Below are 15272 nucleotides of genomic sequence, written 5' to 3' on the forward strand. Positions count from 1 at the left end.
GGGATCAGTCCAGGGTCACGTAGTCGGGGCCGGAGTACCGGCCGGTGAGCATCTTCTGGCGTTGCATGAGCAGGTCGTTGAGCAGCGACGACGCCCCGAAGCGGAACCAGTCCGGGTCGAGCCAGTCCTCGCCGGCGATCTCGTTGACCACGACGAGGTACTTGATGGCGTCCTTCGTGGTGCGGATGCCGCCGGCGGGCTTGACGCCCACCTGGCGTCCGGTGGCGATCCGGTAGTCGCGCACGGCCTCGAGCATCAGCAGCGTCACGGGCAGCGTGGCGGCGGGCTGGATCTTGCCGGTGCTGGTCTTGATGAAGTCGGCGCCGGCGTCCATCGCCAGCCACGAGGCGCGACGGACGTTGTCGTACGTCTGCAGCTCGCCGGTCTCGAGGATCACCTTGAGGTGGGCGCTGCCGCAGGCCTCCTTGACCGCCACGATCTGGTCGTGGACGGTGGCCAGGTCGCCGGACAGGAACGCCCCGCGGTCGATGACCATGTCGATCTCGTCCGCGCCGTTCGCGACGGCGGCGGCGGTGTCGGCCAGCTTGACCTCCAGTGAGGCGCGACCCGACGGGAACGCCGTGGCGACCGCGGCGACGTGCACCTGGTCACCGACGACCTCGCGGACGTACCCGGCCATGTCGCCGTACACGCACACCGCGGCGGCCCGGGGGCACGTCGGGTCGGTGGGATCGGGACGCAGCGCCTTGGTCGCCAGGGCACGCACCTTGCCGGGGGAGTCGGCGCCCTCGAGGGTCGTCAGGTCGACCATCGAGATCGCCAGGTCGATCGCCCACTGCTTCGACGTGGTCTTGATCGAGCGGCTGGCCAGCTGGGCCGCGCGGGCCTCGAGTCCGACCTGGTCCACACCGGGCAGACGGTCCAGGCCGGCGATCAGGGTCTTGCTCATCGGGCGGTCTCCTCCTTGTGGTCCTCGCGGACGGCGGCGAGCGTGCGGTGCACGGCACCGACGACCGCGTCGAGGGTGATGCCGCGCTCCGCGAGCACCAGCTCACCGGCACCGCTGGCACCGAAGTCCTCGACGCTCACTATCTCACCGTTCGTCCCGACGTAGCGGTACCAGCCGGTGGCGGTGCCGGCCTCGACACTGACGCGAGCCGTGATCGAGCGCGGCAGGACCGACTCGCGGTAGGCGAGGTCCTGCTCCTCGAACCACTCCAGGCACGGTGCCGAGACGACGCGCACGGCGACGCCCTCGGTGGCGAGCGCCTCGCGGGCCTGCATCGCCAGCCCGACCTCGGAGCCGGTCGCGATGACGATCGCGTCCGGCGTGCCGTCGGTGTCGGCCAGGACGTAGGCGCCGCGACGGGCACCCGCATCGGCGGGGACGGCGTCGCCCACGACGGGGACACCCTGACGGCTGAGGACGAGAGCGGTCGGTCGGTCGCTGGTCAGCGCCCGCGTCCACGCGTCGACCGTCTCGACCCAGTCGGCGGGGCGGACGACGTCCAGCCCCGGGATCGCGCGGTGCGCCCACAGGTGCTCGACCGGCTGGTGGGTCGGGCCGTCCTCGCCGACGGCGACCGAGTCGTGCGTCCAGACGTAGGTGACCGGCAGGCCCATGAGCGCGGCGAGCCGCACCGACGGGCGCATGTAGTCCGAGAAGACGAAGAACGTCGCACCGAACGGGTGCGAGTAGCCCCCGAGCGCGATGCCGTTGAGGATCGCGCCCATCGCGTGCTCGCGGATGCCGAAGTGGACCAGCGTGCCGTCGGGGCCGCCGGGCCACTCGTCGCCCGCGTACGCGGACGGGGTGAAGCTGCGGGCACCGGCGATCGCGACGTTGTTGGTCTCGGCCAGGTCGGCCGAGCCGCCCCAGAGCCAGGGCAGCTCCTCGGCGATCGCGTTGAGGACGGCGCCGCTGGCGACGCGGGTGGCCTTGGCCTGCGGCTCGGCCCGCAGCCCGGCCAGCTTCTCGCGCGCCTGCGGCGTGACGTCGCGCTCGCGCATGAGGTCGTGCAGCAGGGCGTGCTCGGGGTCGGCCGCGCGCCAGGCGTCGTACCGCTGCTGCCACTGCTCACGCGCCTGCGCGCCGCGCTCACGGACCCGGCGGGCGTGGTCGAGGGCGTCCTGGGGCATCGCGAAGTACTCGGCGGGATCGAGGCCCAGCGCGACCTTCGTGGCGGCGACCTCGTCCTCGCCCGGGGCTCCGGAGTGGGCGCCGGCGGTGCCGCCGACGGTCGGCATCGGGTGACCGATGCGCGTGCGCAGGCGGACGAACACGGGGCGGCCGGTGACGGCCATCGCGGCGTCGTAGCCGGCGCGGATCGCGGCGGGGTCCTCGGCGTCGTCGATCTCGACGATCTCCCAGCCGTACGCCCGGTAACGACCGACGACGTCCTCGGTGAACGCGATCGCGGTGTCGCCCTCGATCGAGATGCGGTTGTCGTCCCAGATCAGGATGAGGCCGTCCAGGCCCAGCGTGCCGGCCAGGGACGAGGCCTCCTGTGAGACTCCCTCGGAGAGGCAGCCGTCGCCGGCGACGCACCACGTGCGGAACCGGAACAGGCCCTCCTCTGGGTCGGTGTCCGGCTGGAGCAGCGTATGCGTGCGGCGAGCGGACATCGCCAGGCCCACGGCGTTGCCGACGCCCTGTCCGAGCGGACCGGTCGTCGTCTCGACGCCGGGGGTGTGGCCCCACTCAGGGTGTCCGGGCGTGAGGCTGCCGAGCGCGCGCGCCTTCTTGAGGTCGTCCAGCTCGAGGCCGTAGCCGCTCAGGTAGTGCTGCAGGTACAGCGAGAGGCTGGTGTGTCCCGCGGACAGGACGAACCGGTCACGGCCCTCCCAGTCGGGCTGGGCCGGGTCGTGGCGCAGGTACTCCTGGAAGAGGACGTAGAGCGCGGGCGTGAGGCTGACGGCGGTGCCGGCGTGGCCGTTGCCCTTGGCCTGGACGACGTCCAGCGGCAGGACGCGGGCGTGGCGGACGGCCTCGAAGTCGAGCGGGTCGGACCAGCGGTCGGCGGACGCGGGGGAGGGGAAGTCAGAAGGAACCACGCGTCCACCGTAGGGCGGAGTGGTCCCTTTTGTCTAACTCTTCGCAAAAGGGCCTGCGGTGCCGGTCAGCAGCCGACGAGGGCGTCGACTCGGTCGGGGGAGAGGGCGGCGTCCGCGGCCATCTGCGCGGCCCCCAGTAGGCCTGCATCCGCGCCCAGCGGGGAGGCGATCACCGACAGGTCGGTGGTGGCCAGCGGGTGGGACCGCTCGAAGACACGCTCGCGCACGCCGTCGACCAGCAGGTCGCCGGCTTCGGCGAGGTCGCCACCCACGACGACCATCGCGGGGTTCAGCACGCCGACCGCCTCGACGACGGCGTCGCCGATGCGCCGGCCCGCCGCCCGCAGGCTGGAGATCGCATCGCGGTCGCCGTTCTTGGCCAGGGCGACGACGTCGGCGGAGGTGTGGACGGGGTGTCCGAGGTCGCGCAGGTGCGCGGCGATCGCCCATGCGCCGGCGGATGCCTCGGCGCACCCGCGCTGGTCGCACCGGCACTTCGGTCCGTCGTCGTGGGGGATGTGCCCGAGGTCGCCGGCGCCGCCACGCGCCCCGTGCAGGACGCTGCCGCGCGAGATGATGCCCGCGCCGATGCCCATGCCGACCTTGACGACCAGCAGGTCGTCGGCGCCGGGGACGGAATCGGAGCGCAGCGCGCGGTGCACGCCCAGGGCGACCAGATTCGCGTCCTTGTCGACCACGACCGGTGCGCTGACGTGCTGGGCGATGCGGGCGGCGACGTCGTACCCGTCCCAGCCGCTCATGGTCGGTGGGCTGACCAGGCGGCCGGTGCGATGGTCGACGGGGCCGGGGACGCCGATGGCCACACCCAGGACGGGCGGCACGTCGTCGGTCGCCAGGCTGTCGAAGGCGGCGATCACGCGCGACAGGACGGCGTCGGGCCCGTCGTCGATGACGATGTCGTCGTCGAGTGCGGTCAGGACGCGGCCGGACAGGTCGGCCAGGCCGTACCGCGCGTGACTGCTGCCGATGTCGGCCACCAGCAGGCTGCCGCGGTTCTCGGCCAGGTCGAACACGCTGGCGGGGCGCCCGCCCGTGCTTCGGTCGGCAGCCTCAGTCCGGATGAGCCCGGCCTGGACGAGCGCGTCGAGCCGGTGCGTGGCCGTCGCGCGGGAGAGTCCGGACAGCTCGACGACCTGCGCCCGCGTCAGCGGTCCGTGCCGACGGAAGAGTGCGAGTACCTCGCCGTGTCCTGACACAGCGCTCCTTTCCTCGTGGTCCGTGTTCCTGGCCGTCACCGTAGTACGTCGGGCGCGCGGCGTCCGGGCGAGACCGTCCGGGAAAGGCGGCTCCTCGAATTGACAGGCCCCCCGGGTGGACTGAGGCTGGATGGGAGTGGTGAGCATGTCCGGCACCAACGGTCCGTACGGGAGGGGGCGACCATGCGTGAGCGATCATGCGCGAATGCGATGCTGCCCGCCGCCGGACCATCGTGGGTTCGACTCGCCCACGTCACGGACGCCGCCGCCGGGGACTCCCTCGTTGTGAGCGTGGCATAGTCGCACTCCCTCGGCTCCTCTGCCGCATGACTCCGACGCCTCGGCGGCGGCCCTCCACTCAGCAGGTCCCGGGTCAGGCCAGACCCAGGTAGGCCGACAGGTCGGCGATGATCGCGTCGACCGTGGCAGCCGCTGCCGCGCGCGCCGTGTCGAGGCTGTCGCCGACGGCGGTCACGGCCTCGACGTAGCACTTGAGCTTGGGCTCGGTGCCGGACGGACGGCAGATGATGCGGCTGCCCCCCTGCAGTCCCAGCCGGATGCCGTCGGTGGGCGGCAGGCCCTGGTATCCCTGCTCGAGATCGTCCAGGGACGTGACGGCGACGCCCGCCAGCGTGGCCGGGGGATCGGTGCGCAGCCGCTGCATCGCCGTGGCGATGAGCGCCAGGTCGTCGACCCGGACCGCCAGCTGGCCGGTGGCGTGCCAGCCGTGGCGGCGGTAGATGTCGTCCAGCAGATCGATGAGCGTGCGACCCTCGGCCTTGAGCGAGGCCGCCAGCGCCATGATCAGCACGGCGGCAGACATGCCGTCCTTGTCCCGGGCGATGTGCGGGGCGACGCAGTAGCCCAGCGCCTCCTCGTAGCCGAAGACGAGTCCCTCGACCTTGCCGATCCACTTGAACCCGGTCAGCGTCTGCTGCCAGGGCTGGTGGTGTGCGGCGGCCTGGCGCCCCAGCAGGTCGGACGACACGATCGAGCACGCGTACGTGCCCACGACACCTCGGCTGAGCAGCGACTCGGCCAGCAGGGCGCCCACCTGGTCACCGGTGAGCATCCGGTGCCCGCCATCGGTGCGCACCCCGACGGCGCAACGATCGGCGTCCGGGTCGTTGGCGATGATGACATCGGCGTCGACCGAGGCTGCCAGTTCGAGCGCGAGGTCCATCGCGCCGGGCTCCTCGGGGTTCGGGAAGGCCACGGTCGGGAAGGAGGGGTCGGGGTGAGCCTGGGCCTCGACGACGTGGGGGACGGCGAATCCGGCGCGCTCGGCCACCGCGGTCATCAGACGTCCACCGACGCCGTGCATCGGCGTGTAGGCGACCACGAGCTCGCGCGGCCCGTCGGGGACGAGCGCCGCGACGGCGTCGAGGTAAGCCTCCGCGACGTCGGTCCCCAGCACCGTGTAGCCCGGGTCGCGTGGCAGCTCGTCGACCCGGCCGACGGCGTCGATGCAGGCGGCGATCTGGCCATCGATCGGCGGCACGATCTGGCTCGTGTCAGCGAGGTACACCTTGTAGCCGTTGTCGCGCGGCGGGTTGTGCGAGGCGGTGACCATGACGCCCGCCGAGGCGCCGAGGTGCCCGATCGCGAACGCCAGCACCGGCGTGGGCAGGTACTCGGGCAGCAGCAGCGCCCGGACGCCCATCGCCTGCATGATCTCGGCGGTGTCGCGCGCGAACACGTCGGAGTTCGTCCGGGCGTCGTACCCGATCACGACGCTGGGCTCGGGCGCGGTCTCGAGCAGGTGCTGGGCCAGACCGGCGGCAGCGCGGGCGACCGTGACGCGGTTCATCCGCATCGGCCCGGCGCCCAGCTCGCCACGCAGGCCGGCGGTGCCGAACTGCAGGCGGCCGGCGAAGCGCACGGCGATCTCCGTGGTGTCCCCCGAGTCGATCAGGGCGGTCAGCTCGTCACGGGTCTGCGGGTCGGGATCTTGCGAGATCCAGTCGCGGGCAGCGTCGATCGGGTCCATCCGTCCACGGTATCGGGGCGCGGCGCCGGCCGACGTCGCGCCGCCGACAGGGCGCGAGACGCCGTAGCCCTCAGACGCGGGGGAGCAGGTCCGCGAGCAGCGCCCCCATGCGCGTGGCGGCGGACTTGCCGGCCTCGAGGACCTCTTCGTGGTTCAGCGGAGCGTCCGAGATCCCGGCGGCCAGGTTGGTGACCAGCGAGATGCCCAGGACCTCCATCCCGGCCTCGCGGGCCGCGATGGCCTCGAGCGTCGTGGACATGCCGACCAGGTCGCTTCCGAGGATGCCCGCCATCTTGACCTCGGCGGGGGTCTCGTAGTGCGGGCCGGGGAACTGCACGTAGACGCCCTCGTCGATGCCCGGCTCGACCTCGCGCACCAGGTCGCGCAGGCGCTGGGCGTACAGGTCGGTGAGGTCGACGAAGTTCGCACCGACGATGGGCGACGTGGCGGTCAGGTTGATGTGGTCGCGGATGAGCACCGGCGTTCCGGGCGTCCACGCCGGGTTGAGGCCGCCGCAGCCGTTCGTCAGCACCATCGTGCGGACACCGGCGGCCGCGGCCGTGCGGACGCCGTGGACGACGGACGCGACGCCCTTGCCCTCGTAGAAGTGGGTGCGGCCCAGGAAGACCAGCGCGCGCAGGTCGCCCACGCGGACCGAGCGGATCGTGCCACCGTGACCGGCGACCGCGGGCTTGCTGAACCCGGGCAGCTCCTCGGTGGGGATCTCGAACTCCGGCTCACCGAGGGCGTCGGCGGCGGGCAACCAGCCCGACCCCATCACCAGGGCGACGTCGTGGTCACCGCCTCCGGTGCGGTCACGCAGGACGTCGGCGGCTTCGCGGGCGAGGTCGTAGGGGTTCACCGGGTCAGCCTAGCGATCACCGGCGGGCGGAGGACGCCACGCGTCCAGCGCGGCGGTTGCGAGCCGCGCGGGTAGCCTACGAGCGTGCCGAAGATCATCGGGGAGTCGCTGGAGGAGCATCGCGTCGCCATGCGCCGACGGGTCTTCGACGCCTTGGTGGAGCTGTTGCAGGACCGACCGTTCGACGCGATCACGATGGCCGACCTGGCCACGCACGCGCAGGTCGGCCGCTCGTCGCTGTACAACCACTTCAAGGACAAGGAAGCGGTCGTCGTGGCCTTCGCCACGGAGGAGACCGGCCGTTACCTCGACCAGCTGAACGAGTCGCTCGCCAGCCAGACGACGCCGACCGCCCGGCTCGAGACCTACGTGCGGCACCACGTCGACACGTCGAAGGACTTCCACATCGGGCTCGGTCCCGAGTTGCGCGCGATGCTGTCGCCGGAGTCGGTCATGGCGATGCGCGAGCACGTCGTGGCGGTCGAGCAGGTGCTGCGCCAGATCCTCATCGACGGTGCGGCCCAGGGGGAGTTCGTCGTGGACGACGTCGACGCGATCGTCTCGCTGCTGCACGCGACGCTGTCGGCCAGACATGCGTCGGCCGACACCACCACGAGGTTCGTCCTCGCGGCCGTGTCGGCCGATCGCGGCTGACTCAGTCAGCGGGTCACTTGGTGACCTTGACGGTTCCCACCTTCACGTAGCCACGCTTCGTGTAGTTCGCGTTGCCGAAGTAGGCGGCGCGGATCGTCCACTTGCCCTTGGCCAGCTTCGGCAGGGTGACGGTGCGCTTGCCCTTGACCAGGTTCGCGGTCACGTACTTGCTCTTCTTGCCCTTGGTGAGCTTGATGCGGACCTTGCCGGTCGTGGCGGCGCCGCCGGCGACGGCACGGACGCGGACGACGGCCTTGCCCTTCTTCTTCGAGGTGGGCTTCTTGCCGACCTTGACCTTGGCCTTGTACGCGGCGACCTTGGCGATCTTCACCGTGACGGTCGTGGAGGCACGCGCGATGCTCGTGTCCGCCGGGGTGAAGATGACGGTGTAGCGCTTCGTGCCGGCGGTCGTGGTGCGGGGGACCGCGAAGCGGACGGTCTGGCCGGCGGCGGTCGTGGTGCGCGTGCCGAGGCCGGCCACGGTCACGGTGCCGGGGACCTTCGTCGTGACGGTGACCGTCGCGCCCTTGGCGTACTTCGTCGAGACGTTCGACGCGACCGGAGCGGACACGAACCCGACCGGCGTGGCCGTCTCCCACGCGGCGAACTTCGCGCCGCCGCCGGGGTAGGTGTAGACGCCGTACCGGGTGTGAGCCGCGGTGAGGCCCTCGATCGCGTCGGCGTCGGCCTTGGAGATCTTCAGCTCGGCGGTGAAGGTGCCGTCGGGCCGAAGTTCGATGCCACCGTCGGCCGCTCCGCCGATCTTGTCGATGTCGCCGGCGAGCACGGCCCACCGGACGTCCGCGTTCTTGCGGGCGCTGGAGGCCGCGTTGGCCGTCGGGCGCCAGTTCGGCTCGTACTTGCCGAAGCCGACGTAGACGCCGGAGGAGCCCCCGGCCAGCGGCAGCCGGGTCGCCAGGACGTCCTGGGGGTAGTAGCCGGAGCCCTTCACCGTGACGGTGGCGGACTCGTCGGGTGCGAACGTCACCTTCGAGACGGACACGGCCGGAGCGGTCCGGGTGCGCAGGGACGCGCTGATCGGATCGAGGGCGGTGCCGGCCGGGTAGAAGGCCCCACCGTTGTACGAGAGCAGGTCCGAGCCGTCAGCCGTGATGACCGCCGGTGCGTTGGTGATCTCGGTGCCCGCGGCGGTCTGCGCGACCTTGCCGGCCAGGCTGACGTTCGCGAAGGCGACGTCGTCGTGAGTCTCTCCGTCACTGTCGACGGCGTCCACGACGAGCTGGGCCGACGAACCGGTGACGACGATGCGCGGGTCCGAGATCGTCAGGTCCAGAGCGCCCTCGTGGCCGGTGAACGTGACCGACCCCTGCGCGCCGACGGAGGCGGAGTCGGAGGCCCAGGAGCCCGACGCGTACGCGAAGGTGGTGCGGGAGCCGTCATCGGTGGCGGGCTGGGCGACGGTGACCTTGCCCTTCGCGATGGGGCTGGCGAGGTAGGTGCGGAACGAGGACTTCAGGCCCCAGCTGATGCTGCCGCTGACGATCTCCTGCGGCGCCTCCGCGGCGTGGGCGGTGGGGCTGAACGCGAGCACGCCGGCGGTCAGCGCTGCGACGGTCGTGCCCGTCAGCAGGCGACGCCCGCGAGTCAGTGTCTGGGAAGACATTCGGGTCCTTTCGGAACGGGTCGGCACCCGCCGACCGCTATAGGTAAGGCATACCTTAGACTCCGGGGGTAAGGGTCACCTCAGTGGGGTCCCCCACCGAACCCGACGGGAGTGGATGAGTGCCGACACCGACCTTCTCAGTGCAGCGGGCGCGATCGACGGCAGCTGTGCTGTTGGCCACGGTGCTGTGTGTGCTCGCGCTTCCGGCGACGAGCGCCCAGGCGGTCGAGGCCGGCACGAAGGTCACCACCGGCACGATCACGTGGGGTGTGAAGTCCTCGTTCCGCAACTACGTCACGAGTCCGGTCGCCGACGGCGCCGTCGAGGTGGCACCGCCCGCGCAGAAGGACGGGAATGCGTTCGTCTTCCCCGCGGCCTCGGGCACGTGGGCCGATGTGGGTGTCGACGTCGGCACGCAGGGCTCGGTGCGCTTCCGCGGTCACGACGGTGCGCTCGACATCACGATCTCGAAGCCGCGACTGGTCGGGACGGGCAGTGCGGCCCAGTTGCGCGTCGACGCCAAGGACAGCGACGGCACGACGCACACCGGCCTGGCCATCGCCGACGTCGACCTCGAGGGGAACCTGACTCACGAGGGCCCGACCGTCACGGTCTCCGATGCTCCGGCCACGCTCACCGCCGGAGGCGAGAAGCTCTTCTCGCGCGACGGCGAGCCGCTGTATGAGGCGGGCACCGCGCTGGACGCGGTCTCGGCGAAGCTCACCCTGGAGACGAAGGCCGACCCGGAGGCCCCGACCGACCCGGCGGAGCCGGGCGAGACCACCGCGCCGCCCGTCGACGCTGGTCTGGCGAAGGTCACCGGCGGCACGCTGAGCTGGGGCCTGAAGGAGTCCTTCCGCTCCTACCTGAAGATGTCGTTCGTCGAGGCCACCACCCGAGTGATCGCGCCCGCCACCGACGACGGCGCCCAGACCACCTTCCGGCGGGCCACGGGGACCTGGGACTCCACGCAGGTCGACGTCCGAACCCGAGGCGGCATCCATGTCACGGGCCACCACGGCGTCATGGACTTCACGGTCGAGAACCTGCGGTTGGTCGTCGACGCCAAGCGCTCGCACCTGCGGGCCGACGTCCGCGACAGTGAGGACAACGTCCTCCCGGGGTTGGTCTTCGCCACGGTCGACCTGGGCAAGAAGGTCAAGGTCGCAGGGAACACCGTCACGATCACGGGCGCCCCGGTCACGCTGACCAAGGCCGGCGAGACGATGTTCGACTACACCGGGTCGCCCATGTACACCGCGGGCACGGCGCTCGCGCCCCTCAACGGCACCCTCACGGTGAAGGGCGCCACCGCGCCGCCGAAGACGACGCCGGCCAAGCCTGCCGCCAAGCCCGGTCGGGACAAGGCCGGCCGGTCCGCCGGCGCCACGAAGCGGGCCGGTCGCTCCGGCGAGTTGACGTGGGGCGTGAAGTCGAGCTTCCGGTCCTACATCACCGGCCCGATCGCCCGCGGCGCCGTCTCGGTGTCCGGCGGCGCCACGGCGGTGAGCAGCGGGTACCGCTTCGGCCAGTCCTCGACCTCGGCGCAGGCGCCTGATGCCACCGGCACCACGAACTACCGCGGTTCCGTGGCGTTCCGTGGTCACCACGGCACGCTCGACTTCGCCGTCTCGCAGCCTTCCGTCCGGGTCAACTCGCCGTCCTCGGCCGTCCTGAGCGCGTCGGTCACCGGGCGGGGCCGGATCGACATCGCCACCCTCGACCTGCGGGCCGGGGCCCGCAGTACCGAGTCGGGATGGGTCCAGTACGCCGGCGTGCCGGCCCGTCTCACCGCCGAGGGAGCACGCGTCTTCTCGTACCAGAACCGCGCGTTCTACGTGGCCGGCTCGCTGGTCGACCCGGTGACCTTCTCCGTGGGCTCCACCGCCGTCGCGCGCAGAGGTGGAGGTGTCGTCGCCGCGTCCACCTCCGCGCAGAAGTGGACCGCGCCGCCGACCCCGCCGGCCACCGCGGGACTCACCGTCGACCAGGACGAGATCAGGGCCGGCGACAAGATCACCGCCTCGGGCACCGGCTTCCTCGCGAACGAGACGGGCATCCGCGTCGTGCTCTACTCGACGCCCGTCGTCCTGGCCGAGAACGTCACCGCCGACGCCACGGGCCGGGCGACCTGGACCGGCACGATCCCCGCCACCGTCGAGCCCGGGAAACACACGCTGACGTTCCAGGGCTCGGTTGATCGCGGTGTCGTGATCGACGTCGCCGCGGCGGAGGAGATCGTCGGTTGCAGGCTGACCGACGGTCGCCTCGACTGGGGCTTCAAGGAGTCCTTCCGCGCCTACGTCTCGGGCTCCATCGCCAACGGCGACTGGACCACGCGCGACGGCGCCCGGTACGAGACGCCCGAGTTCACCTGGTCGAAGGGCGCCGGTGTGCTGGACGAGAAGACTCGCGCGGGCGAGCTCGGCTTCGGCGGCGCCATCGAGTTCACCGGCCACGACGGCGCGCTGGACACGGTGATCGAGAACCCGGTCGTCCGGTTCACCGACGAGAAGGCCGCGGTGCTCACGGTCGACTACTCCGGCGGCACCATGGACGCCGCGATGGCCGGCGAGGACGACAGCCGCACCCTCACGGGCGTGCCGTTCGCCGACCTCGACCTCGCCGCGGGCGAGCGCAGTCAGCAGGGCGGCCGCGTGACCATCAGCGACGTCCCGGCCACCCTGACCAGTGCCGGCAGCGCCGCGTTCCCGAACTACGAGGCCGGCACGGCGCTGGACCCGGTGACCCTGACCTACACCGTGTCGAAGGACTGCGGGACGGCCGCGGCGCCGGCGGTCGACGAGGAGCAGCAGGCCGTGGTCCTCGAGCCCGACGAGTTCGACACCGCGTCGGGCACCTCGCTGCCGCAGTGGGTCCCGTGGGTGGGTGGCGCGCTGCTCGGTGCGCTGGCCGCCATCGGCGCGACCGTCCTGATCATGCGCCGCCGGGAGGTCAAGGCATGAGGCGCCTCCTCGGCGTGCTGGCGTCGATCGTCCTGACCGCGTCCCTCGCCGCATGTGGCGGTGTCGCCGACGGCAGTAACCCCGGCCAGGGCGTCGACCTGCCGCCCCTGTCCGAGCTCGAGGCGACGCAGGCGCCGAAGGAGATCACCGGTCCCAGCACGGCGCTGCTGTCCGAGCGCGAGGTCGAGCCGGTCGACGTGGGGGAGACCGCAGCCCTGCCCGCCACGGTGGTCTCGCACGTGCGCTCTGGCGACGTGAAGGTCAAGGTCACCGACACCTCGCGCATCGTCGCATTCGACATGTCGGGCTCGATCGCGTCCACCCTCTTCGGCCTCGGCCTGGGGGACAACCTCGTCGCGCGCGACCGCTCGACCGACTTCCCCGGCGCCGAGGACCTGCCCCTCATCACCTCCGAGGGCCACGCCGTCAACGCCGAGGCCGTCCTGGCGCAGAAGCCGACCGTCATCATCACCGACGGCTCGATGGGCCCGCGCGACGTCGTCGAGCAGCTGGCCGACACCGGCGTGCCCGTGGTCTTCGTCGAGAAGGAGTCCAGCTTCGATGGAGCGGCCCGGCTCGCCCGCGACGTCGGCGAGGTCGTGGGCCTGCCGAAGACGGGCGTGGCGCTGGCCGAGCGCCTGCAGGCCGACATCGATGTCGCCCGCGCCGAGGTCGAGCGGTTCGTCCCCGAGAAGAAGTCCGACCGACTGCGGATGGTCTTCCTCTACCTGCGTGGCAACTCCGGCGTCTACTACCTGTTCGCCGAGGACTCCGGCGTGGGCGACCTCGTGGCGTCGCTCGGCGGCGTCGACGTGGCCAAGGAGCTGGGCTGGAAGGGGATGCAGCCGCTCACCGACGAGGCCATCATCAAGGCCAAGCCCGATCTCATCCTGCTGATGACGCACGGACTGGAGTCCTCCGGCGGCGTCGACGGCCTGCTCGAGGAGAAGCCGGCGATCGCGCTGACGCCCGCCGGCCAGACCAAGCGCTTCGTCGACATGGCCGACGGCGACATCCTGGCGTTCGGTCCGCGGACCGCCGGTGTCGTCGAGGCGCTCGGCCGCGCGATCTACGTCCCGGAGGCCCAGAAGTGATCCGGACGTGGTGAGCGCGGGCCGCCGCACCCTGGTGATCGTCGGCTTCGCCGTTCTGCTGGTGGGCGGCACGTTCGTGTCGGCGTCCGTGGGGCAGCTCCCCGTCAGTACGCGTGACGTCATGGGCGCTCTGCTGCACGGCATCGGCATCGACACCTCGTGGCGCCCCGACGACGCGATCATCGAGCAGACGCTCCTGCAGATTCGCTTCCCGCGCGTCGCCATGAGCATCCTGGTCGGTGCCACGCTGGCGGTCGCCGGTGCCGTGATGCAGGCGATCTTCGGCAATCCGCTGGCCGAGCCCGGAGTCGTCGGCGTCTCCGCCGGTGCCGCCCTCGGTGCGGCCATCGCGATCGCGTTCGGCCTCACGGCGTTCGGTGGGTGGGGCGTCGCGATCATGGCCTTCATCGGCGGCTTCGCGGCAACCGTCCTGGTCTACGCCACTGCCCGCGTCGGAGGTCGCACGGAGGTCGTCACCCTTCTGCTGACGGGCATCGCGGTCAACGCGTTCGCGGGTGCCGGCCTGGCCCTGGTCATGTTCGCGGCCGACACCGGCTCGCGTGAGCAGATCGTGTTCTGGCAGCTCGGCTCGATGAACGGCTCCCGTTGGAGCGAGGTGCTGATCGTCGGTCTCGTCGGCCTGCCCACGTGTCTGGTCGGCTGCCTGCTGGCCCGCCGGTACGACCTGCTCTCGCTGGGCGAGCGCACGGCGGCGCACCTCGGGCTGAGGGTCGAGCGCCTGCGCGTCGGCTCGATCCTGCTGGTCGCCCTGCTCACCGGCGTGGCCGTCGCCTTCGCCGGCATCATCTCGTTCGTCGGCCTCGTGGTGCCGCACCTGGTGCGGATGCTGCTGGGTCCGTCGCACCGCACGCTGCTGGTGGCGAGCATGCTCGGCGGCGCCGCCCTGCTGGTGTGGGCCGATCTGCTGGCCCGCACGCTCGTCACGGGCTCGGACCTGCCGATCGGTCTGTTGACGTCGCTCATCGGCGGACCCTTCTTCTTCTACCTCGTGCGCACGACGCGCGCGAAGGCCGGAGGGTGGGCATGACCGCCGCCTACGAGGTTCGCGGTGTCACGTGCCGCCTGGGCGGCCGCGAGATCGTGCACGGCGTCGACCTGGACATCCACCACGGCGAGGTGCTGGCTCTCGTCGGCCCCAACGGCGCCGGGAAGTCCACGCTGCTCGGCACCCTGACCGGCGACGTTCCGGTCGAGAGTGGCGAGGTCCGGCTCCTGGGTCGTCCGCTCGCGCACTGGTCCGCCGCCGATCTGGCCCGCACGCGCGGGGTGCTGCTCCAGGCCAACCAGGTGTCGTTCCCGTTCACGGTGCGCGAGGTCGTCGAGATGGGCCGCTCCCCGTGGGTCGGCCGCACCTCGGCGCAGGAGGACGACGCGGCGATCGCCGAGGCGATCGACCGCACCGACATCGCGCACCTGCTCGATCGCCCGTTCACGGCCCTCTCGGGTGGTGAGAAGGCCCGCGCCTCGCTGGCGCGCGTGCTGGCCCAGCAGACCGACGTCGTCCTGTTGGACGAGCCGACGGCCGCGCTGGACCTGCGCCACCAGGAGGAGGTCATGGTCGTCGCCCGCGACCTCGCTGCCGCGGGCCGCGCCGTGATCGTCGTGCTGCACGACCTGTCGCTGGCGGCGGCGCGGGCCGACCGCATCGCGATGCTCGCCGGTGGCCGGATGATCAGCGTGGGCACGCCCTCCGAGGTTCTGACGCCCGAGCGTGTCGAGGAGGTCTACGGCATCGCCGTGCACGTCCTGACCGACACCCCGGACGGGCACCTGATCGTCGTCCCACATCGTGGTCTTTCAGACACAGTGTCATCTTGATCTGACAACGT

Annotated in this window: 11 protein-coding genes; 5 read left to right on the plus strand and 6 right to left on the minus strand. The window is 71.7% G+C overall.

The annotated features are described in order from the left end of the window. Positions 1 to 4: 4 nt before the first annotated feature. The 5 genes from deoC to GL325_RS07960 all read right to left on the minus strand — a co-directional run bounded on the left by deoC (position 5) and on the right by GL325_RS07960 (position 7084). Complete coding sequence (deoC, locus tag GL325_RS07940; RefSeq protein ID WP_154596599.1) at positions 5 to 910, minus strand: deoxyribose-phosphate aldolase; 906 nt, start codon at positions 908 to 910, stop codon at positions 5 to 7. Continuing rightward, positions 907 to 3015, minus strand: a complete 2109-nt coding sequence (gene tkt, locus GL325_RS07945; protein WP_187769178.1) for a transketolase — start codon at positions 3013 to 3015, stop codon at positions 907 to 909. The genes deoC and tkt overlap by 4 nt, the downstream gene beginning before the upstream one ends. Before the next feature lie 65 nt (positions 3016 to 3080). Further along, entirely contained in the window at positions 3081 to 4232 is a 1152-nt protein-coding gene (locus tag GL325_RS07950; RefSeq protein ID WP_187769179.1) for an ROK family transcriptional regulator, read from the minus strand. A 373-nt stretch (positions 4233 to 4605) separates the two neighbouring features. Continuing rightward, positions 4606 to 6222, minus strand: coding sequence for a phospho-sugar mutase (locus GL325_RS07955; RefSeq protein WP_187769180.1), 1617 nt, complete (start codon positions 6220 to 6222; stop codon positions 4606 to 4608). Between the two features lie 70 nt (positions 6223 to 6292). Continuing rightward, a complete protein-coding gene (locus tag GL325_RS07960) occupies positions 6293 to 7084 on the minus strand; it encodes a purine-nucleoside phosphorylase (RefSeq protein WP_187769181.1) in 792 nt (263 codons plus the stop codon). An 84-nt stretch (positions 7085 to 7168) separates the two neighbouring features. On the opposite strand from GL325_RS07960, the gene GL325_RS07965 reads away from it, so the two are divergent. Then, entirely contained in the window at positions 7169 to 7738 is a 570-nt protein-coding gene (locus tag GL325_RS07965; protein WP_187411530.1) for a TetR/AcrR family transcriptional regulator, read from the plus strand. Between the two features lie 13 nt (positions 7739 to 7751). Here the strand turns inward: GL325_RS07965 and GL325_RS07970 are convergent, their stop codons facing one another. Beyond that, on the minus strand, positions 7752 to 9362 hold the full coding sequence (locus GL325_RS07970) for an HtaA domain-containing protein (protein ID WP_187769182.1): 1611 nt from the start codon (positions 9360 to 9362) through the stop codon (positions 7752 to 7754). Between the two features lie 191 nt (positions 9363 to 9553). Between GL325_RS07970 and GL325_RS07975 the strand changes: the two genes are divergently transcribed. From GL325_RS07975 to GL325_RS07990, 4 genes are read left to right on the plus strand one after another with little or no spacing between them, the layout of a single operon-like run. After that, positions 9554 to 12328, plus strand: coding sequence for an HtaA domain-containing protein (locus GL325_RS07975; protein WP_187769183.1), 2775 nt, complete (start codon positions 9554 to 9556; stop codon positions 12326 to 12328). After that, positions 12325 to 13422, plus strand: coding sequence for a hemin ABC transporter substrate-binding protein (locus GL325_RS07980; protein WP_187769184.1), 1098 nt, complete (start codon positions 12325 to 12327; stop codon positions 13420 to 13422). Before GL325_RS07975 ends, GL325_RS07980 begins: the two co-directional genes overlap by 4 nt. Positions 13423 to 13429: 7 nt before the next feature. Further along, on the plus strand, positions 13430 to 14470 hold the full coding sequence (locus tag GL325_RS07985) for an iron ABC transporter permease (RefSeq protein WP_255467051.1): 1041 nt from the start codon (positions 13430 to 13432) through the stop codon (positions 14468 to 14470). Further along, on the plus strand, positions 14467 to 15261 hold the full coding sequence (locus GL325_RS07990; protein ID WP_154596606.1) for a heme ABC transporter ATP-binding protein: 795 nt from the start codon (positions 14467 to 14469) through the stop codon (positions 15259 to 15261). The genes GL325_RS07985 and GL325_RS07990 overlap by 4 nt, the downstream gene beginning before the upstream one ends. Positions 15262 to 15272: the final 11 nt, after the last annotated feature.

Origin of the sequence: Aeromicrobium sp. 636 (genome assembly GCF_024433585.1) — a bacterium.
Classification (GTDB): Bacteria; Actinomycetota; Actinomycetes; order Propionibacteriales; family Nocardioidaceae; genus Aeromicrobium; species Aeromicrobium senzhongii.